This window comes from Streptomyces hygroscopicus (assembly GCF_026168105.1).
Taxonomy (GTDB): Bacteria; Actinomycetota; Actinomycetes; order Streptomycetales; family Streptomycetaceae; genus Streptomyces; species Streptomyces hygroscopicus_D.
Window position 1 is genome coordinate 95007 of record NZ_LBMW01000021.1, and the last position, 19089, is coordinate 114095.

General features: G+C 66.4%; 16 protein-coding genes and 1 pseudogene. 4 read left to right on the forward strand and 13 right to left on the reverse strand.

Going from position 1 to position 19089, the window contains the following annotated elements; all coding sequences use genetic code 11:
- Positions 1-97 precede the first annotated feature (97 nt).
- The 3 genes from AAW14_RS21065 to AAW14_RS21075 all read left to right on the forward strand — a co-directional run bounded on the left by AAW14_RS21065 (position 98) and on the right by AAW14_RS21075 (position 3980).
- Positions 98-1873 (forward strand): TraM recognition domain-containing protein, encoded by a 1776-nt coding sequence (locus AAW14_RS21065; protein ID WP_265565459.1) that lies wholly within the window; start codon positions 98-100, stop codon positions 1871-1873.
- Positions 1854-2513, forward strand: a complete 660-nt coding sequence (locus AAW14_RS39495) for a DUF4913 domain-containing protein (RefSeq protein WP_322741088.1) — start codon at positions 1854-1856, stop codon at positions 2511-2513. Before AAW14_RS21065 ends, AAW14_RS39495 begins: the two co-directional genes overlap by 20 nt.
- 213 nt (positions 2514-2726) lie before the next feature.
- Positions 2727-3980: a DUF418 domain-containing protein gene (locus AAW14_RS21075; RefSeq protein ID WP_265565460.1), complete on the forward strand. Its 1254-nt coding sequence runs from the start codon at positions 2727-2729 to the stop codon at positions 3978-3980.
- Between the two features lie 422 nt (positions 3981-4402).
- Here the strand turns inward: AAW14_RS21075 and AAW14_RS21080 are convergent, their stop codons facing one another.
- The 12 genes and pseudogenes from AAW14_RS21080 to AAW14_RS21135 form a co-directional block, all read right to left on the reverse strand.
- Positions 4403-5005, reverse strand: a complete 603-nt coding sequence (locus AAW14_RS21080) for a hypothetical protein (protein WP_265565461.1) — start codon at positions 5003-5005, stop codon at positions 4403-4405.
- Between the two features lie 1513 nt (positions 5006-6518).
- Entirely contained in the window at positions 6519-7145 is a 627-nt protein-coding gene (locus AAW14_RS21085) for a helix-turn-helix transcriptional regulator (RefSeq protein WP_265565462.1), read from the reverse strand.
- 378 nt (positions 7146-7523) lie between these two features.
- On the reverse strand, positions 7524-8288 hold the full coding sequence (locus AAW14_RS21090) for an ABC transporter permease (protein ID WP_265565463.1): 765 nt from the start codon (positions 8286-8288) through the stop codon (positions 7524-7526).
- Entirely contained in the window at positions 8281-9819 is a 1539-nt protein-coding gene (locus tag AAW14_RS21095; RefSeq protein WP_265565464.1) for an ATP-binding cassette domain-containing protein, read from the reverse strand. The genes AAW14_RS21090 and AAW14_RS21095 overlap by 8 nt, the downstream gene beginning before the upstream one ends.
- Positions 9820-9987: 168 nt before the next feature.
- Entirely contained in the window at positions 9988-11178 is a 1191-nt protein-coding gene (locus AAW14_RS21100; protein WP_265565465.1) for a cytochrome P450, read from the reverse strand.
- Positions 11179-11230: 52 nt separating this feature from the next.
- Entirely contained in the window at positions 11231-12190 is a 960-nt protein-coding gene (locus AAW14_RS21105) for a DUF2332 domain-containing protein (RefSeq protein WP_265565466.1), read from the reverse strand.
- Complete coding sequence (locus tag AAW14_RS21110; RefSeq protein ID WP_265565467.1) at positions 12187-13194, reverse strand: polyprenyl synthase; 1008 nt, start codon at positions 13192-13194, stop codon at positions 12187-12189. The genes AAW14_RS21105 and AAW14_RS21110 overlap by 4 nt, the downstream gene beginning before the upstream one ends.
- Positions 13195-13354: 160 nt before the next feature.
- Complete coding sequence (locus tag AAW14_RS21115; RefSeq protein WP_265565468.1) at positions 13355-13501, reverse strand: hypothetical protein; 147 nt, start codon at positions 13499-13501, stop codon at positions 13355-13357.
- 374 nt (positions 13502-13875) lie between these two features.
- A pseudogene (locus AAW14_RS21120) lies at positions 13876-14366 on the reverse strand (HAD family hydrolase); the annotation flags it as partial.
- A 716-nt stretch (positions 14367-15082) separates the two neighbouring features.
- Positions 15083-15925, reverse strand: coding sequence for a protein kinase domain-containing protein (locus tag AAW14_RS21125; protein ID WP_265565469.1), 843 nt, complete (start codon positions 15923-15925; stop codon positions 15083-15085).
- Positions 15926-15995: 70 nt separating this feature from the next.
- Positions 15996-16439, reverse strand: coding sequence for a glycine-rich domain-containing protein (locus AAW14_RS21130; RefSeq protein ID WP_265565470.1), 444 nt, complete (start codon positions 16437-16439; stop codon positions 15996-15998).
- 244 nt (positions 16440-16683) lie between these two features.
- Positions 16684-16926: a hypothetical protein gene (locus AAW14_RS21135; RefSeq protein ID WP_265565471.1), complete on the reverse strand. Its 243-nt coding sequence runs from the start codon at positions 16924-16926 to the stop codon at positions 16684-16686.
- A gap of 112 nt (positions 16927-17038) precedes the next feature.
- Between AAW14_RS21135 and AAW14_RS21140 the strand changes: the two genes are divergently transcribed.
- Positions 17039-18382, forward strand: coding sequence for a hypothetical protein (locus AAW14_RS21140; RefSeq protein WP_265565472.1), 1344 nt, complete (start codon positions 17039-17041; stop codon positions 18380-18382).
- Here AAW14_RS21140 and AAW14_RS21145 read toward each other — a convergent pair.
- Complete coding sequence (locus tag AAW14_RS21145; RefSeq protein ID WP_265565473.1) at positions 18360-18893, reverse strand: NUDIX hydrolase; 534 nt, start codon at positions 18891-18893, stop codon at positions 18360-18362. The genes AAW14_RS21140 and AAW14_RS21145 overlap by 23 nt on opposite strands.
- Between the last annotated feature and the right edge of the window lie 196 nt (positions 18894-19089).

Sequence of the window (19089 nt, forward strand, 5' to 3'; positions counted from 1 at the left end):
GGTCCGCCCTGGCGGAGAGCCGTCCGTCCTTGCCCCACTCCGCAGAGGTCCGATACCCCACCGCCCTGAAAGGCGGGGTCACCCGGGAGGAAATCAGATGAAAACCACCTCCGCAGCCAAGGGGAGGATGTACGGCTCCGAACTGGCGCCGTGGGCGATCGTCGCCGTGGCAGCGGTGTCCCTGATCGTGTTCGGCGGCGTCTGGCTCGGCGGAACCCTCGGTGCCGCCGTGACCGGAGCAGGCTGGGACCCACCGCCCTTCACCCTTTCGACCTTCGCTGAGCTGGCTGCCCACGGCCCCGGCCGCCTGTGGCCAGGCGCTGCGCCTGCTGGTGTGTTCGCCGGCGTCGTCGCCGTGTTCGCCGCGGGCGCCATAGTGATGGTCCTTGTGCTGCGCAAAGTACTCAAGGCGAGTTCACGACCCAAGGGACTGGCAAACGCGCGCGATCTGGCGGCCCTGACACCCCAGGGCATCGCCGGACGCGCCCGCGACCTGCGCCCCTCGCTCAAGGGCAAGAAGGAACTGCAACCCGACGACACCGGCAATCTCCTCGGCAACCTGGAACCCGACGGCCCCGAACTGCGCTCCTCCTTCGAGGACGTCGAACTCGATCTGATGGCTCCCCGCGCGGGCAAGTCCACGGGCATCGCGATCCCCCGAGTCCTCAGGGCCCGCGGCTCGGTGCTCCTGACCTCCAACAAGTCCGATGTCTACACGGTCACCAGGGCCGAGCGCGCCAAAGTCGGCAAGGTATGGACGTTCGATCCACAAGGCATTGCCCATGCACCGCGCGAGATGTGGTGGGACATGCTCGCCGAATGCATGACCGTCGAGGGCGCGCGCCGCCTGGCCGGTCACTTCGTAGCATCCATCAACGACGACGCGTCGAAGAAGGACTTCTGGATTTCGGCCGCTCAGAACACGCTGACCGCCCTCTTCCTCGCCGCCGCACGCGGCAAGGCAACAGTGCACGACCTTCTTGCCTGGCTGGCCGACCCGGCCGACCGGAGCCCGATCGACCTACTGCGCGACGCCGACATGACAGCCCTCGCCGAGCAACTGCAGGGCACCATCCGCGGCGCTGTGGAAACCCGCGACGGCATCTACGAGACCTCACGCCAGTGCGTCTCCTGTCTGCTCGACCCCGAAATCGTCGCCTGGGTGATGCCCGACCCGGACCTACCGGAGTTCCGGCCGCACGAGCATGTCCTCGGTAACGACACGCTGTACCTGCTGTCCAAAGACGGCGGCGGCTCGGCAGCCGGCGTCATCGCCGGTCTTGCGGATGCGACCATGCGTGCAGGGGTGGGCGCGGCCGAGCGTATGGGCGGCCGCCTCGACCCGCCCATGACAGCGGTCCTGGACGAGGCCGCCAACGTCTGCCGCATCTCCGACTTGCCCGATCTCTACAGCCACTTGGGATCCCGTGGCATCAACGTCGTGACCCTACTGCAGAGTTACCGGCAGGGCAGCCGAGTGTGGGGAGAAGCCGGCATGGACGCGCTGTGGAGTGCCGCGACCATCAAGCTGCTCGGTGCCGGGCTCGACGACGCCGACTTCGTGGAGAAAATCTCCAAGCTCGTCGGCCAGCAGGACGTCAGCACGGTCAGCGTCTCCAAAGGCAAGGAAGGCACCTCCCGTTCCCTCTCCTACCGCCTGGATCCGATCCTCCCGCCCGACCGGATCCGCGCCCTCCCCAAGGGCACCGCTTTGTTGCTGGCCACCGGCATCAGGCCGGCCCTGATCCGCCTCCGCCCTTGGTACAAGGAGCCCGGCGCGGCGGCCATCTCGGCGGCGGCGGCCAAGGAGGCCGAGGCCATCACCCTCCGCGCCGCACAGAAATGGACCACACATGCTGTCGAACAACGATGAGCTGTCTGCCGCGCCGAACACGCCGCCGGTCACCGGTAGGCCCCGGCAGGTGGGCGTGCTGCCGGATGGGACGGGAACCACGCCGCCCGAAGAAGAAATGGACGGGGCATCAGCCACACCGGATGAACATCCGCGGTCTTCGGCGGATGAGGAATATCCCACGAGGGTGAGGAATCCCGAGATCGCGGGAACGTACGATACAAACCCCGAACACGAGGCCGGCTCCCACTCCCCGCCGACCGCGGACCCCGGCGGCGACGAGCAGCCCCCCGAGGACGCCGAATCCCCCTTCATCCTCTACAAGATGGATGAGGATTTCACGGCGGCGCTGCACGATCTGATGCGCTGGGTCAATCATCTGTTGCTGCCGGTCTACGGCAGGGAGACCAGCACCAGCGCTCCCTGGTGCCCACGCTGGTGGGAACACATGGAGGCCATCGCCCAGCTCTACGGCCTCTGGATGGCCTGGCAGGAGCTCACCGGGTCCAAGGCACCGCTGACCGGGCCGGCCTCATGGCACCGCGACTTCCTCCAGCCGGTGATGGCCTCCCTGCGCGATCCTTCCGGGCCGTTCGCCGGGTGCAAGGCGGGCGGTCACCGGCCAAAGGAACCACCGTACGTCGAGGACGGGATGGAGTGACAGCGAGGGCGACCCGCTGTGTTCCCGAGGGGGCGTCGCCTGACATCCTCCGGGCCCTGAAGGGCGGGGATCCAGCCCCACTTTGTCAGCACGTTCGGTGCCCGGCCCGACTTCCGATGTCCCACGCTCATCAACCGGTCGGCATCAGCTGGGCCTCCGGCCGAATCGCGCCTCGGGCGGCTCGCCTCAAGCACATCTCGACCATGGAGGGCGATGGAGATGGTTCCGCTTCACCTGCCAGGCACCCTGCGAGGAAAGCCGGCCCCTGAGAGCGGCATGGAGCGTACGGCTGCCCGCATTCAGGAAATCGACGCCCTGCGCGGCTTCGCTCTGCTCGGCATCTGTTTGGTCAACGCCCAGGTCATCGCGGGCGTGTACGGCTTGCCCACAGGTCCTTTCGCCGTCGGCGACCACGTTGCCGCATGGCTTGTCACGGCTCTGTGCACGATGAAGTTCTATCTGCTCTTCTCCTTTCTCTTCGGATACAGCTTCACCCTGCAGATACGTGCTGCCGACAGGGACGGGGTGCCCTTCGCCCGGCGCCATGGGCGACGCCTTCTTGGACTGTTCCTCATAGGCGCCGCGCACGCGGTACTGCTCTATCCCGGCGACATCCTGATGACCTACGCAGCGCTGGGGCTGGTGTTGACGGCCGTACGACGTCTGCGGGCGCGAACCGCGCTGCGTCTCGCCTGCCTGATCATCGCCTTCCTGACGGCGGTCTTCCTGGTGATCGGCTTGCTGACGGTGGTCCTGGCGAAGCCGGACCCCGGTGCTGCCACTGATCTTGCCGCGAGGGACACCGCAGCCTATCGGGGCGGACCGCTTGACATCATCCATGCCAACGTGGGTCTTTATCGAGAGATGGCCGGGGGAGCCATTCTCTACGGGGGCCATCTCTTCGCCGCATTCCTGATCGGCTTCGCAGCCGGAAAACACCGGGTTCTCGAGGAACCGGCACGGTACACCGTGTGGGCGAAACGGATACTGGGACTCGGCGCGCTGATCGGGCTTCCGGGAAGCATGTTCATGGCGATGTGTGAGAACGGCCCGCTGGACGACCGCTTCGCTTACATCGGGAGGGCCTTCGGCATCCTGACAGCTCCTGCACTGACCGCTGCCTACGTGTGTGGCCTTCTGCTGCTGATGGGACGTGCACGATTCGGCAGGCGGCTGCGGGACATGCTGGCCCCGGCGGGACGCATGGCGCTGACAAACTATCTGCTTCAGTCCGCGGTCCTCGCGTTCGTCTTCACCGGCTACGGGTTCGCACTGTACGGACGCGTCGGCCCCGGCGTGCTGGCACTGGGTTGCCTTGTCCTCTACGGAACACAGCTCCTGGTCGCCAGACATGTCATGGCACGCACCCGATACGGCCCCGCAGAATTGCTCTTGCGGCGCATCACCCGGGGGTCCTCCGCGCGCGGCTCTGAGCGTGCCCTGGGACAGGGTCGGGCCGCGACCTAACGCATCCGCGCGCTCCCTGCCCGCTCGGGGCTTCACGCCGACTTCCCATCAAGTGCCCTGTCTCGAACGCAACAGCGCGATCGGGCCAGCAAGTTGGCGGTGAGCGGTCTGGATGAGGTCTCGGTAATCGGTTCAGTCGGGTGACATGCGGCCGTCCGGGCACCGTCTGCCTCGCTCCAGCCCAGCCTGCCCAAGGCGCACCGACGCGGGCAACCGACGTACATCCAAACCGACTTGGGCTCGGCACCCATGAGTAAGTCCACTGGCGCGCCGCCGACTTCGGCCCGGGCAAGTGGCCGTCACCGGCCTGTTGACAGGTGCAGGTGAACGTGGCCCCGTGGAGCGGCCGGAACCTTGCCGCTGGCGGCGATCCGGCGGTCAAGGCGCGCGTGACACGCATCGTGTCAGCAACGGCGGACAGGTTACGAATGGTCTTCTTGAGATCGGCCTTGATCATTTCTCGGCCCTTGCGGGCGGCGGCGAACAGCTGCCGCCAGGCGCCCAGGTGGCAAGGTCCGGCTAGGGCCGGCTGACAGGGGTGCAAGCCCCATGCCTCGTTGAGGTGTCGCCGGCGCGGTCGTCGAACTGTGGGAGCTGAGGTCGCCGGCGAGCGCGGCCAGGAAGTGCGCTACTGAGAAAGCGGCGAGTCTGTGCTGCAGCAAGGCCAGATGCTGGTGGGCCAGCTCGCTGTCCCGGCCGTAGGTGAAGGTGTGCAGGAGCGCTCCATCGCGCCAACGTAGATCGGCTGCTTCGGGCAGAAAGTTGTCTCCGGGTTGGAACCCCACAGTCAGGGCGACCAGTTCGATCACCAGTTGCCCCGCCTTCTTGATGTACGAGTCATGGGACCCACGCCGGACCACTTCCAGATGGTGGTCTGCGAGGTCGGTGGGATTGACGGCGGCAGGGATGGTGAAGTGGCCTTTGAACGTGGTTTGTTGTGGTGTCGCGCGGCATGCGTTGCCGACTTGCGGCGGTAGTCTCGGAGGCTGAGTTGTGGGTGCCGCGCCTGGCGTTGTCTTGGTCATGGTTGTCGACCTCTCCCGGTAGCCGTTCTGGTCTGCTCTACGCGTGTCCCAGGAGTCTGGTTCGTCGCGGCCGCTGTCTGATGGTGAGATTGACCCAGAGCACGGACACCAGACGTTGTCCGGAAGGGCGGACGCTGGTCCGGAAGGGCGGACGCTGGTTCGTCTCCTACGTCGTGGACGATGAAACCACCACACCCCCAACGAACGCGCTCCCGAACACGTTGATCGGCATCGACAGGGGCGTCGTGGCAGCGGCTCTCATCAGACGTGCAACCGGTGCGGATGCGTGGATGCCAACTCTCGCAAGAGCCAAGCAGGTTCGCGTGTACCGTCTGCGGCCCCAACGAGCAGGCCTACGCGAACGCGGCACGCCGTCTGGCATCAGCCAGATGCTGCGAGGCCACGGCTGGGGTCATCAGGTTCCCGCCGCCCGTGCGCGCTGGGACGCGCCGAAGCTGCAACCTGAACTCTTGAATAATTCTACGCAAACGCTACTGAGTGTCATTTGAAGGGCTAAGTAGAATTTTCGTGTTGTCCTCGCGCCATTGCAGGATGCTGTGCGCAACTGGCTGGACCGCATCTCATGGCCAGAGCCCCCTGGAGACGTCATGCCCCCCGTTTCTTTTTCCTCCGTAGCCGAGATGATGGCGCAAGTGGGTGAGATTACATGGAAGAGCAGGGACGCGTTGATCATTGGCGCCATCAATGGAGTGCCACCGCTGTTCAAAGCGTTTGGGAAATTCGAGGACAGTCTGCCCATCTACGGCCTCGGCACAGGTTTGGGCGGACTGGATGGTCTATATCAACTGTCAAGGCAGCTCTATGCCGCTTACCATATCTCTCGATATCCTGACAAGGGGCATGTGAAGCCCGATTACTCACGTGCCGTCCACGGGATCATGAATATGGCTGGTTACGCCTTGTACGGTGCCTCAAGCGCCGGCGCACTGCCCCCCGACTGGGCTGGCGCTGGGTTGCTCGTTGTCGGCCTTGGTGGCTTCGTCAAGCCGTACTTGCCCGCTCAAACCGATATGTACTACCCCCCTTTGCCGATGCACGCACTTCCCTCGCATGGCGTGCACGCCTCACATGCCAACCAGTCGCCGGCGGGCCCGCCGCAGCCTTCTCCTTCTTCGAGGCCGGAGGGAGTTGACCGGGACCGATATGACATGGAAACCGGAAGACGCCGCGACATACCCTTTGATTCATATCCGAACCACCCGTATCGACTGGCGGCCGCGCCGGAAGGCGAGTTCGCCCCCCGGCGGGGCGAACTTGGTCGCTCCAGGCGTTTCTCCTCGGAGGCAGCGAGGATGAGATCCGACCTTGGTGCGCGCCTTGCCTCGGCCAGCACGGACCAACCCCTGCCCACCCCGCACCGGCCCCCGACCGTGCCGGCCCCGGCCGCGCGACGCGGACCACGGCTCGCGTAGAGGAAATGCAGTGGCCCTGAGCGACGTGCGAGCACCAACCGGCTCCGCCGGATTGCCCCTCGGGCGCTCCGCGTGACCGGTCAGATGTAACCTTCACGCAGCGCGTGGGCAATGGCGTGAGCACGGCTGCGGAGGCCCAGTCTGGCGGTCATGCTGCGCAGAGCGCGCTTGACGTCGGATTCGGGACGGCCGAGTCGGCCCGCGATCTCCTTGTCGTCCATACCCGCGGCGACGAGGTGCAGGATGTCGATCTCGAGGGCCGACATGACGGTCGGCGGGGCCACTTGGCCAACTGCCCGGCGGTGCAGCTCCGCCACCCGCCTCATGAGCCCGGCGAGGAGGTCGGGCGGCATGCACCCCTCACCGCGGGCCACTGTGTGGACGGCCTGGTGAAGCCGTCCGGCAGAGGCCTCATGACGCCACACAACGGCACTGACTCCGCACTCGATCAGATCGAGAAGTTCGGTCACTCGTATGTCGTTGGTGACGAGCACTGTCCGAGCGCAGCCGCTGCGCATGAGGCGTCGGTGCAGCAGGACGGACGCAGAGTCATCCTCGATGTCCGAGACCAGCACCGCTACGGTGCCAGGACTCTCATCCGGACGGGTCACGAGAGAGATCGATGGGTGCAGTTCGAGTTGGCTGGTGACCCCGGCCAGCGAGATCGGGTCCCAAGCCTGTACGAAGACTGGGACCGGGCTGATCACGCTCCGGGTGGTCGAGGTCTGCCGCACGGGCCGCGGAGCGCGAGCGTCGTGTTCCTCGTCTCGGTGAGTATGCTTGGCCGCGGTCACGTTCCGCCTGGTCATGGATTTCCTTCCTCGCGCCGATGCTGCAGCCGTTGCCCTGCGCCTGCCCGTCACTGAGCGCAAGAAAGGCCGAGTAATCGCCCTTCGACAGACCGGGGGCTGTCGTCTCTTCGTGGTGCCTCAACGAAGACACGCCGCTGGCGGTTCATCGCCGTGCAGCTGCGGCCCCCCGACAGTCGCGATCGCGGCACGCGGTGGTGTCGGCTCCCGGGGGAGCGGCCTGTTCGTACGACGCACCACGCATCAACCAGCGCCCAACAACCTGCTGAAGTGGCTTCAGTTGTTTTCCCTGGAAAACGTCGCCACACCCCACCACAGGGAGATCGTGGTCATGACGGCGAGGGCGATCAGACCGGAGGGCAGAGCGGCCGCGCCGAAATCACCACGGAAGCTTGCCCGGCTCGCATCCATGACATGCGCCACCGGGTTTAACCGGGACAGGTTCCACAGCCATCGGGGCGCCAATTTCGCGGTGATCGGCAGCAGGGTCCCGGACAGGAGGAACAGCGGCAGCACGAAGGCGTTGAGCAGCGCCTGCACGCCCTCCTCGTTCTTGACGCGCAGCGCGATCGCGTACGAGCAGGAGGCGAGTGACATGGACAGGAGGCCGACGATGAGCAGGCACACACTCAAGCCCGCGAGCGACGGGTTGAGCCCGAACGCCAGGTGGCACACGAGAACGATCAGGCACGACTGCATCAGCACCGTGGTGGCCACTGTGAGCACTTTGCCCAGGAGGAGTGCCACGGGGCTGGCAGGCGTCACGCGGAACCGATCGAACACACCCGCCCTGTACTCCACCAGTAGGTTCACGCCGACGAAGGTGCTGCCGATGATGACCATCTGCACCATCAGCGCCGGTGCGAAGATGGTCCAGGTGCCGCCGGGCGGGAACCCGGGGGTGTGGGCGACGAACTTCTCGACCAGCGGACCGAAGAAGAACATGTACAGCACCGGTTGGACGAGGCCCATGATGAGCCACACCGGATTGCGGAGCCGATGGTTCAGCTCGCGGCAGAAGATCAGCCAGATGTCACGCATTGACCAGTTCCTCCTGCAGGACTCTCGGGGATCCGTCGTGTCCGCCTTCGCGCAGACTGCGGCCGGTGAGTGCGAGGAATACGTCGTCAAGGCTCGGCCGGTTGACCTGGATGGACGTCGCCGCTATCTGTGCGCTGTTCAGCGTCCGCATGAGGACCGGTAGCGCGATGTCGCCGCGTGGCACCCGTAGGCGGACCAGTCCGTCCGCGGCGGAGACGTCACGGGCCCCGTCCAGACGACCCGCGATCTCGGCTGTGGCTGCGATGTGCCCGGGCGCCGAGCGGAGTTCCAGCACATCACCGGATACGCTCGCTTTGAGGGTGTCCGGTGTTCCTTCGGCGATGATTCGCCCGTTGTCCATGATGAGGATCCGGTCGCAGAGAGCATCGGCCTCGTCCAGGTAGTGCGTGGTCAGGAAGGCGGTCACGCCTTGCTCGGCTCGTAGCCGACGGATGTGGTCCCACAGGTTCGCCCGGCTCTGCGGATCCAGCCCTGTGGTCGGTTCATCCAGGAAGACGAGTTCAGGCGTCTGGACCAGGCCCAGGGCGATGTCGAGTCGTCGCCGCTGGCCGCCCGACAGCGTTCGGGTCAGTCTTCGCTCCAGACCCAGGAGGTCGAGTTGCTCGAGGAGTTCAGCACTACGTGCGATTGCGGCGGACTTGGACAGACCATGCAGTCGGCCCTGCAACCGCAGCTCTTCCTCGACCGTGCTCTCCGGTGAGCAGCCACTTCCCTGGGCCACATAACCGATCCGTCTGCGCACCCCGCGCGGGTCGCTCAGCAGGTCGCACCCGGCGACGACGGCCTTGCCGGCGGTCGGCCGAAGCAGCGTCGTCAGCATACGCAAGGTGGTCGTTTTGCCGGCGCCGTTCGGCCCGAGAAAGCCCACCAGCTCACCACGCGCGACGGCGATGTCGACGCTCCGAACGGCGTGCACCGCAGTGCCGTTGCGGCCTCGCTGCCGAAACTGCCGTGCAAGACCGTGGGCCTTGATCAGCGGCTCGTTGCGGCCAGGCGCCCATGGTGTTGGCCGCAGACCAGGTTGGAGCGGTTTCACGGGGCCCGCAGACTCGGCGGCTACGGGTGCGGTCTCGTGGACGGCATGCGAGGAGGTGTGCATCGCATACATCTCGCGCCACGCACGGTCGAGCACCGCGGCGTTCTGCAGCCCCGTAGCCGTCAGGCAGTACGCGGGAGAACCTGCAGATGTGCTGGCCGGGGCGAAGAAGACAACGTTTGTCATCAGGGTCTCCCGCAGGCTGCCCACAGCGAGCCCCAAGACCTGCTCGAGCTCTTCTGCGGTGAACTGCCCCTGCTTCCGGTGGAATGCGGCGAGCAGAAGCCTGCCCCACGGATGGGAGGGACTCTTGACGAGCGCTTGCGGATTGGCGACGAGGTCTTCCAGCACGCGGGCCCACGCCAGTCCCTTCGGTGTCGCCGAGTAGACCTGATACGACTGCGGCACGCCGTAGCCGCGGCGAATGAACTGGTTGCCCTCCAACTGGCTGAAAGCGGCGTACGATCCTGCCATCGGCCTGCCGGCCATCAAGTGGAGCTGATCCGCGGTGAAGAGTCCACGCAGGTGCAGAAGAGCCCTGAGGAGCCGTCCCTCTGTGGATTCCGGGTCCAGAACTGTCATTTCTCTCATGCCTCTCAACCTGGGCCCACACCCCGGCGCAGCGGGTGAGGGGGAACGCGTTCACCATGTGACGGGAAGCTCTCGCAGGCCGTAGAAGACCGAAGGGCGAAAGGCGACCTCGTCGGACGCCACGGCGAGGCCCAGGCCGGGGAAGCGGCGCAGGAGCGCCGGGTAGGCGAGCCGCATCTCCATACGGGCCAGTGGTGCTCCGACGCAGTAGTGGATTCCATGACCGAAGGCAAGATGCGCGGCCCTGCGCGTGGCGTCGAAACGTTCAGCTTCCGGCGTCAGGGCGTCGTCGTGGTTGGCGGACGACAGGGAGCACAGCAGCCGTTCACCACGTCTTATGCGTCTGCCGGCAAGAGTCACGTCCTCCCGCGCGATCCGGGGTACGCCGCTTTGGACGACGGACAGATAGCGCAGCAGTTCCTCGACGATTTCGCCGATGCGCTCGTCGTCGCGTGCTGCCTCGGCATGCTCGGGGTTCTCCAGTAGGAACAGGGCTCCCAGAGCCAGCATGTTGGCGGTCGTCTCGTGTCCGCCGAACAGCAGCAGATCGCCAATGCCGACAAGTTCGCCGTCGTCCATTTCATCACCGTGCTCACGCACGAGCGTGCCGAGCAGCCCATCGTCAGGGTCTGCCCGTTTCCGGGCGACGAGGGCGGCCATGTATTTCAGGGAGGCAGTTTCAGCGGACATGCGGGTGCGCACGTCACGCGTACCGTCGAAACGTGTGATGGTGCGCTGCTGGAATTCTGCGCGGTCCGCGTACGGCACCCCGAGCAACTCGCAGATCACCATGGACGGGATGGGCGCTGCGAAGGACTGCACGAGATCGGCAGGCGGTCCCGCCTCTTCCATCGCGTCCACAACGGCCGACACGATGCTCTCGACACGTGGACGCAGCCGCTGGACCCGCCGGGCGGTGAAGCCCGCGGCGACCAGGCGACGCAGCCTGCCGTGTTCAGGCGGATCGTACGCGGTGAGATCTCCGTGCCTTGCCGGGAAGTTGGACGGTACCCCACCCACATGGCCGCTCGACGGATCCGGCACGGCCCGGCCGTCGTTGCCGAACCGCACCGGGTCCGACAGCACGTGACGCACGTGCTCGTACTGAGTGATCAGCCAAGCCGTGGCTCCGGACGGCAGAGTGACGTGAGTGACGGGCTCGTGGGCGCGCAGCCGTGCGAGTTCATCGGTAAGAGCGAAGCGGTTCCTGCGCAGATGCAGCGGAATGTTCGGTGCACTCATGAGCGCACTGGCGCCTTCCTGGGACGGTGACGGTTACCAAAGTCGTGATGTGTCATGAGTAGACGTGCACTTGAAGCCGTGCCGCTTCGGACCAGCTGGTGGGCTCGAACGCCACTCTGGCCAGCTGAATGCGGCGTGACGCCATGGCGAGGATCCTGTCGATCGCCACCTGCTTCTCCGGCGGGAGGTACCACCAGAAGAGGCTGTGCCACACCACCGTGAGTACGCCCGGTTCGTCGTACGTGGCCGAGAGTTTCGTAACGAGCCACTCGATGACGTCGGCCTTGTCGATGCGCAGCCCTGTACGAGCAGCAAGTGCCATGGCGTCATCGAGTTCCATCTGCTCGATGTCACGCTCAGGCGGAATGAACGAGCGCAGTATCATCGCGTCGACCGGATCCGCGGCATCGCGGGGCGCCAGGTCGCACCCGGCGCGGTCCACGATCCCGAAGTCCCCCGGCACCGGTCCGTCCGTCGCCAGTCTGACCGGCGAGTTGGCATCTCCCCACTCCCAACCGGGACCGAACCAGCGATACCGGTCGAGCAGAAGGTTGAGGCCGGCGCACGCACCGAGCTCGAGCAGTCTTATCCGGGGCGCCCCCAGCATGCCGAGCCCGCGCAGCAGAACCCCGGCGCGCGTCGGCTGGTGCTGCTGAACCGGGCGGTCCATGGCCGCCAGGATCTCGGCCGGGTGACTCAACAGCGCCTGCCGGAACAATGTCCATGTGCGTTCGATGTACTCGGCGTTGCCGAGGTTGGGTGTGAGGCGTTCCAGATGCGCGGCCAGATCCGGAGCCCGCCCGGTGAGCACCAGCAGACGCACTCCCGCCAAGGCCCTGAGACAGAACAAGGGCTCGCCCGCCTCCGGGTGATGTGCTATCAGTCGGCTGATCGGGCCCCGCGCGACGATGTCGTCGGTGAGCCTGGCGAGCATGCTCCCTGACACCGGGATGTCAGGCGCCATGGCCGCCGCCATGCGGCGCAGCTCCTGGATACGGCTGTCCGAAATCACGCCGCGTCCTCCGTCCTGCCCAGCCGCGACGCCTTGGCCGACGCGTCCAGCATCCACCGGATCAGGTCTCTGTCCTCGGACGGATCCGCCAGCGTTTCGAGCAGAACGCACAGGTTCCGGTGCAGTGAGCGTACGCGCTGGTTGTACGTGCCCGATATGTCCGGTGCGTTGAGCCGCTCGCCGAAGGCCACTCGCGCCGCCGGATCGTGCCGTGCCCGGACGCGAAGCGACGTCAACGTATCCCATTCAGCGGTTCCGGCCGCCGACTCGGCCGCATGGGCGAGCAGCAGGGTATTGGTACCGTTGATCAGGTCCTCGTCGGTCTCGGCCGACTCCGCGGACCGGTCGTTGGCCAGCTGGCGCAGTACACCGAAGAGCCTGCCGAAGGCCCGCCACCCGCGCAGCAACTCGTCGCTCGCACCGGCCAGCTGAGCGGCCATCGCCGCGTCCCTGGCGTACGGCGCTCCGCATTTGTCGGCGTACGTCCTCATCGCCGTGGCCCACGAGGGAAAACCGGAGGCCGAGGAGACATCGGCCAGCTGGCCCTCGGCGGCCTGCAGCGAGCTGTCAACGCACTCCCGCACCCAGCTCGATTTGAGGTGGCGGGGCAGTGCCTGCTGGTCGAGCACGGTCAGAGGGACAAGGGCGAGACACGCCGCACTGGCGATGCTCGCCTGGGCTGCCGGCACCCCGGTCGCAACTGCGTCGTACTGACCATCCGCCAGATCGTCGAAGACCTCCGCCCCCGTCCACCAGATGCGGGAAGCGACGACAAGCGGCAGCGCATGATCGGGGTCGCCGCCAAGAGCGCCCAGGACAGGAATTGGCAGCAGCCGGAAGACGCTGGCCTTACTGCAGTCGCTGTGAAGAAGTCGCGCGACGGCGTCTGCGAGCAAGGGTTGATCGTCGCCGAACAGGCCAACGGACGTTCGTACTGCTGCCGTAATCTCCTCTTCCCGGGCCAGCAGGTCCTTGTAGGCCCGGGTGACGTCAATGATAGCCATAACTCAGAAAACCTTCGAATATGAGAGCTGGAGCCGTGAGCGCCGGAGCATTGCGGCGGAGGAAATGATCCGCCCCAGCTCGCGGCACTCACGGCCCACGCTTCGCAAGCGTGTAGATCAGGGAAATAGAGACACACTCGCCGGTCCAGGTGAGATCCGCTCAGCAGTAGGCATTGTTGCCATAGCCGCCGCCACACTCTTCATTGCTCACCGTGTAGTCGACCTGGCCGCCGAGATCGGGAATGTCGACGTCTCGGTCATCATCCAGGATCTGCTCTGCATTCGCCGTAGCCGTCGTGCAGTTCATATCAGCTCCACCTTTCGAGGGAGCCCCCGACAGTCTCCTGCCGGAGGCGTCGTTTGACGATGTTGACGGTAGAGCGGCCGTCATTTGAGCGTCAAAGCTCAAATAGATTCGAGTTCACTCTGAACTACTTAATCGACGTATGCGTTGACTGTGCGGCCTCGACGCCGGTGAATGGTCCGCTCGGGGTTCCGGCTGAAGTCCCGAACGCACTGCGGTCTGCGCGGACTCCGCCTACGCCGGCCAGCTCGTGGACTGGGCGGAGGACCTGCTGGGCGTCACCGTCCCCACGGTGAAACGGGGCCTGGGCTGAATCATGCACACTTGCCGCCCGGCCTGCGGCGACGGACGGCTCCCGCAGCACAGTCAGGCCCTGATCACCTGGGCCGCGATCCCTCTGATGACCCGACGCCTGACCCAGCCGACCTGCCAGGCCCTCCAGACCGACCCGGAGGGCGGCGAGGATGCGCGTTCCCGTCATAGCCCGACGTGTGCACGCCTTCCACCGCGACAGTGGCGTTCATGCCCCACCCCCGTCATGCCGACGCGCAACCCGGCGTGCACTCCGGAAGGGGCGTCCTCGATGGCCAGGCAGTCTCTCGGCTCGACACCCAACCGCACGGCGCCTGCAGATACGGGACGGGAGAGGGCTTGCTTTCCTCGACCGCGACCGCGACCGCATCCACGATCACGTCGGGCACAGGCAGGCCCGCCCGTAGGAAACGGCCGCGCACCTGGTGCTGGTAGTTCGAGGTCACCAGCGCCCACGCCCCGGAGGCAGGCCGCGCAGCAACTCGGACGCGCCGTCAAAGGCCCCATAGACGCCGGAACGGACGTCCTCGTCCTCCAGTTCGTGCAGCAGGGCCATCTTTAATGGATCAAGGCGGCCCGCGTGCGGCGGGCCGCGCGCGCTGGCGGCCAGGGGCCCCCGCCGCTCCATGTCTCCGCCACCGCTCCGGCGGCCCCCACCCGCTCAGCGCGCAGCACCGCCAAAGCGGGCAGCCAGACCAGGAAGCAACCCGACCAGTCCGAGCACCAGGACCAGGCCGACACCCGCCGAAGCACGACCACGCCATCTACTGAGATTCCACGCGTAATGTCGCAGACGGCGTCCGCTTGAACTGCGACGATCGTCGGCCATGACGCGACATCACGCAAAGATCATCAGTAACCGCCCACCGTTCCAAGCCGCATAGCCCACAGAGCCGCAGTCGCAGCCCAGTTGACATGCCAGGTCGGCAGCGCCCAGGCCGGATCGAGGTGCGGCCCGGGACGCAGGAAGTAGCGTCGCTGAGGCCGGTACGGGGTTGCTGGAAACACACGTGACGGGTGCTCGATCGGCGCACCCGCCGTCTTGGCTGACTTTCGGTGGCTCAGGTCAGGACCCCTCTCAATTCGCAAGGTGGAGCCGGGGTTGGATCAGCACCCGCATCCGAGCACGCCAACTGCCCCCGTACCATCGGCACCGGGGTCCTGAGCAGGGCTTCCGCGACCGGACCAACCGGAATGCTGTCCAGGCTGAGGGGTGGTCCGGTCTTTGGCTGTTGGCCTTGGTCTTGCGAGCGGCGTTGGTGAACCGGCGCCTCAGAGGCAGCTCAGGGCCTTACCCACCTCGTAGATGGTTGGCCGATCCTCGGGAGCGTGGCTGAGCATCGCCTCGATCAGCTCGCCCAGCTCACCGGGCGCCTTCACGGGTCGGCGCCTGCCGTCGGCCACGGCCTCTCGCTGGACACGGCGCGGAGCGTCGTCCGGGTACTCGACAGCTCGCCAGCCGGTGGCCGAGATGAGCAGGGAAGCGCCGAGTGCGTAGATGTCGGCTTCCTGCGTCGGCTCGGCTTCCCCTGTGGCGAGGACGCTGCGCGCGATCTCGGGCGCCTCGTAGTGGACGAGGCAGCCGCGGAACGGGAAGTCGTACCCCTCGGGGACCTGTCCGCCTCGGGCTAGGGCGAGGTCGATGAGGTGTGTCCGTTCCGATCCGATGAGGAAGTGCGCGGGTTGTACGTCACCGTGTGCCCAGCCCTTGGCGTGGAGTTCGGCCAGAGCCTCTACGCAGCCCAGCGCCACCCTGGCGTGCGGTTCGAGGGGTGAGGCTTGCCTACGGCATGGCTCCCAGAGTTGGTACAGGTCCGGCCCCTCGTGCCACGGCTGGAGGTTCCACGTCCCGCGTTCCCACTCGCCGTATGCGAAGTCATCGAAGCCGAGGCGATGCAGCACGGCTCCCTCGCGCGCGGGTGCGAGGGCGGTCCAAGGCTGGCCGGGCCAGTCGGCTGTGGCCTCGATCGGGTAGCCGAGTTTCACGGCGTAGTGGCCCCGATGGCTTTCGACCTCCCAGACCATGGAACCCCGGCGGTCCAGGACCAGGCGCTGAGCCTTGGGCATCAGCGCGTCGAGCACCACGATCGGCAGGTCAGGGGGTGAACCGGACAATGTCTCTTCTCCTCCCGGGCGAACACGGCCGACCACGAGTCGAGGCCGGCCGCGTCGCTGCTGTCGTGTGCTACGCCTGACCGTACGGTCGGCCGCAGTCCGAGTCGCACTGCGCGAGGTTCGTGCCGTCCACGGTCCACAGGTCGTCGAAGACCATGAACCCGGCTGCCTTCATGGCGTGCGCAGAGGCGGCGACCTTCTCGGGGTCACGGGCCCCTCCGCCCGGCATCGGGTTGTGGTGCAGGAAGCGGCCCGCGTACCGCTCGCACAGCGCGGCGTACTCCTTCGTGTGCAGGATGAGCGCGTGTAGGCCGAAGTCCACGTCGTCCGACGGGACCATGGGGACGGTGGCGGTGGCTGCGGTGACCACGAAGGCCACCGCCTGGTCCGCGATCCGCTCGGCACGCTCGGGCGACTGCCCGTTGTGGACGATCAGGAAGCGGGTGAGGCTTTCGAACAGCTCCTCATCAGCTACCGCGCGACCGGTCCTCTGATCGTTCGCTGTTGCCGTCATGCGAATGCTCCTCGTATGTGGCGGTGCATGGCACTTACCGGCCGCATCGGTCGCCGAGCATGGGCGACCAGGACGCGGGCTTGGATGGCCGGCCCCGAACGGGGACGGGGGAGCCGGGGAACTGGCACCCGTTCGGGGCGGCCGGTCTACTGGCCGATGGCGAGAGCCGTGCCGATCACCAGGCCGCACGACCCGCTGATCATGATGATGAACAGGACTCCCGCATGCCGGCCGTTGGCGCGCATCACAGCCCGTTCCGGCTGTTGCCGTTCCGGATGGCCAGGCGTGCGCTCAGTTCCTCCCGCGCACGCGACGCCACGACCTTGTCCGGCATGGCATCCCACTCTTTGCCGCCACCGACGGGCCTTATCTGCACACGGCCGCCGACCTCCCCCATGACGACGCCGATACGTCCACTGGCGCTGTCTTTCGCCAGTTCACCGATGCCTGGTCTGGTCTGCTGGTTGCTCGCCATGCACAGGAGCATCGCGATTCGGGGGCGGCCGCCAAAAGGTCAGGCTGATTACCCAACTTGGGTAACATCGCTGGAAGTAGAGACCCAGCGACGTTGCGTAGCCCTCGCAGTGGGGAGCCACCCAATGCCCGACCCCGACCGGCCGCAGGAACTGCCTGCCAGGCTGCTCACCGATCCCGAGATGATTAACGCGTGTCGGGTGCGGGACTTCGCCAGGGTCTTCCGGCTGGTGAAGACCAAGGCGGGCATCTATCCCTCGATGATTGCCAGGCGCTGCGACCTGACCCCAAGCCGTGTCGGCGAAGTGATCGCAGGACGACGCCAGTTGCAGCACATGGACGTAATCGAGCGCATCGCGGACGGCTTGCGCATCCCAGGACACATGCTCGGGCTTGCCCGCCGAGGGTGGGAGACGCCGCAGGCTCTCGTCGTCACCGAGCGGGAGGCAGCCCAGGTAGTACCGGAGCGCGAGCAGCAGACGCCCGCGTCTCTGCCAGGTCCCGATATGGACAGCATCTTGGCTCTGGCCACGCGAACGAGCATGAGCGCAGCCACACTTGTAGCTTTCCGTTCCTCCATCGAGGACTACTGGCGACGGGACGACCAGCACGGCGGCGAGGCTCTGCGGCCGGCCATCGTCGGCCAGCTCCGGTATGTCGTCGGGCTCCTGAAGGAGAACCGACCGCCGTCCATCCAGAACGGCCTGTACGGCATCGCAGCCGAGCTGGCTCGGCTCACCGGCTGGACCTACTTCGACGCCCGCCAGTACAACCAGGCCCGCGCGTACTTCACCGAGGCCCTGCAACTGGCCAAAGAGATCGACGACCGGCAGTGCATGGCCAACGTCCTTGCCTGCATGAGCTTGCAAGCCACCTACCAGGACAAGCCTGCGGACTCTCTGGCACTCGTGACCGCTGCCCAGGACCAGGCCCGCTCGGCACTCAGCACCACCCCGCGCGTCCTGTCAATGCTGTCCATGCGGGAAGCCTTCGCCCACGCGACCCTCGGCAACCGGGACGCCACTCACCGCGCGATCGGGGAAGCGCACCGCCATTTCGAGCAGATCCAGGCGAGCGACCCGGACCCGTCATGGGTGACCTACTTCGATGAGCCGAAGCTCATCGTGGACACGGGCATCGCCCATGGCCGACTGGGCGAAGCAGCGGCTGCCGAACCTTTGATCGCGGATGCTCTGCGGCGGGAGGACCGGACCAACCAGCGAGGCCGCGCGTTCCACTCGTTCTGGCTGGCACGGACGCAGCTGGACCAAGGCAAGCTTGATCAGGCGTGCCACACCGCTACGCAAGCTCTGGAGCCCGCGGCGGCGGTGGCCTCCGAGCGGGTATCGGGTCATCTCCGAGAGTTCTACGACCAGTTGGCCCCGTACAGACAGGAGCCCGTAGCGCTGGCGTTCGAGGCGCGGCTACGGGAGCTCCTCCCACCAGTCAGCGGATCGCTTCGTCCATGAGCAGGTACAGCAGACCGACGAGCGATCCACTGCTCACGATCTCCCGACGGTCGATCATTCCCCGCACCTCCGAGAGGGGAATCCACTCGATGCGGTCGGACTCGTTCTTCTCCGTGGGTGGCCCGGCGTAGGTGGCGCCGTCCATGCGGAAGACGTGGTGCTGTGAGTCAGTGATCCCGTTGGCCGGCTCGGCGTAGATCAGTGGCTTGATGGGGCCAGGGCGCCAGCCCGTCTCCTCCAGGACTTCGCGGGCGGCCGCCTCCTCAGGGGTCTCGCCCTCCTCGACCAGGCCCATGGGCAGCTCCCAGGCCCACGAGTCCGTGATGAAGCGGTGCCGCCACATCATGAGGACCTCTTGGCGGTCATTGACCACGGCGGCCACGGCCAGGTGCCGAAGGCGGACGACGTGGTACTCCCACCTGCGCCCGTCAGGCTGCTGAACGTCGACCAGACACAGATTCACCCACTTATTGGTGTAGATCTGCCGCTCGCCATGGGTCTTCCACTGCATGAACGCCGCCCCTCTCACGCGATGCACCCAGCATCTCAGACCAAGCCGGAGCCGGTTATTAGATTAGCGTCAAGGTGACGAAATGTTCGGCGTGTCGTGCTGCACCACTTGCGACGCGTTGCGGCACGGCGTCCTTCTCTCGGCTGACATTGCGCATCCGGCCAGAGGTTTCGGTTGGGCCGGGCGGCCGAACGGG

Excerpts from the sequence above, each read along its gene's own strand:
- AAW14_RS21065 (WP_265565459.1), top strand. The coding sequence starts at position 98 with ATGAAAACCACCTCCGCAGCCAAGGGGAGGATGTACGGCTCCGAACTG.
- AAW14_RS39495 (WP_322741088.1), top strand. The coding sequence starts at position 1,854 with ATGCTGTCGAACAACGATGAGCTGTCTGCCGCGCCGAACACGCCGCCG.
- AAW14_RS21075 (WP_265565460.1), top strand. The coding sequence starts at position 2,727 with ATGGAGATGGTTCCGCTTCACCTGCCAGGCACCCTGCGAGGAAAGCCG.
- AAW14_RS21080 (WP_265565461.1), bottom strand. The coding sequence starts at position 5,005 with ATGACCAAGACAACGCCAGGCGCGGCACCCACAACTCAGCCTCCGAGA.
- AAW14_RS21090 (WP_265565463.1), bottom strand. The coding sequence starts at position 8,288 with ATGCGTGACATCTGGCTGATCTTCTGCCGCGAGCTGAACCATCGGCTC.
- AAW14_RS21095 (WP_265565464.1), bottom strand. The coding sequence starts at position 9,819 with ATGGCAGGATCGTACGCCGCTTTCAGCCAGTTGGAGGGCAACCAGTTC.
- AAW14_RS21100 (WP_265565465.1), bottom strand. The coding sequence starts at position 11,178 with ATGAGTGCACCGAACATTCCGCTGCATCTGCGCAGGAACCGCTTCGCT.
- AAW14_RS21110 (WP_265565467.1), bottom strand. The coding sequence starts at position 13,194 with ATGGCTATCATTGACGTCACCCGGGCCTACAAGGACCTGCTGGCCCGG.
- AAW14_RS21115 (WP_265565468.1), bottom strand. The coding sequence starts at position 13,501 with ATGAACTGCACGACGGCTACGGCGAATGCAGAGCAGATCCTGGATGAT.
- AAW14_RS21130 (WP_265565470.1), bottom strand. The coding sequence starts at position 16,439 with ATGACGGCAACAGCGAACGATCAGAGGACCGGTCGCGCGGTAGCTGAT.
- AAW14_RS21135 (WP_265565471.1), bottom strand. The coding sequence starts at position 16,926 with ATGCTCCTGTGCATGGCGAGCAACCAGCAGACCAGACCAGGCATCGGT.
- AAW14_RS21140 (WP_265565472.1), top strand. The coding sequence starts at position 17,039 with ATGCCCGACCCCGACCGGCCGCAGGAACTGCCTGCCAGGCTGCTCACC.
- AAW14_RS21145 (WP_265565473.1), bottom strand. The coding sequence starts at position 18,893 with ATGCAGTGGAAGACCCATGGCGAGCGGCAGATCTACACCAATAAGTGG.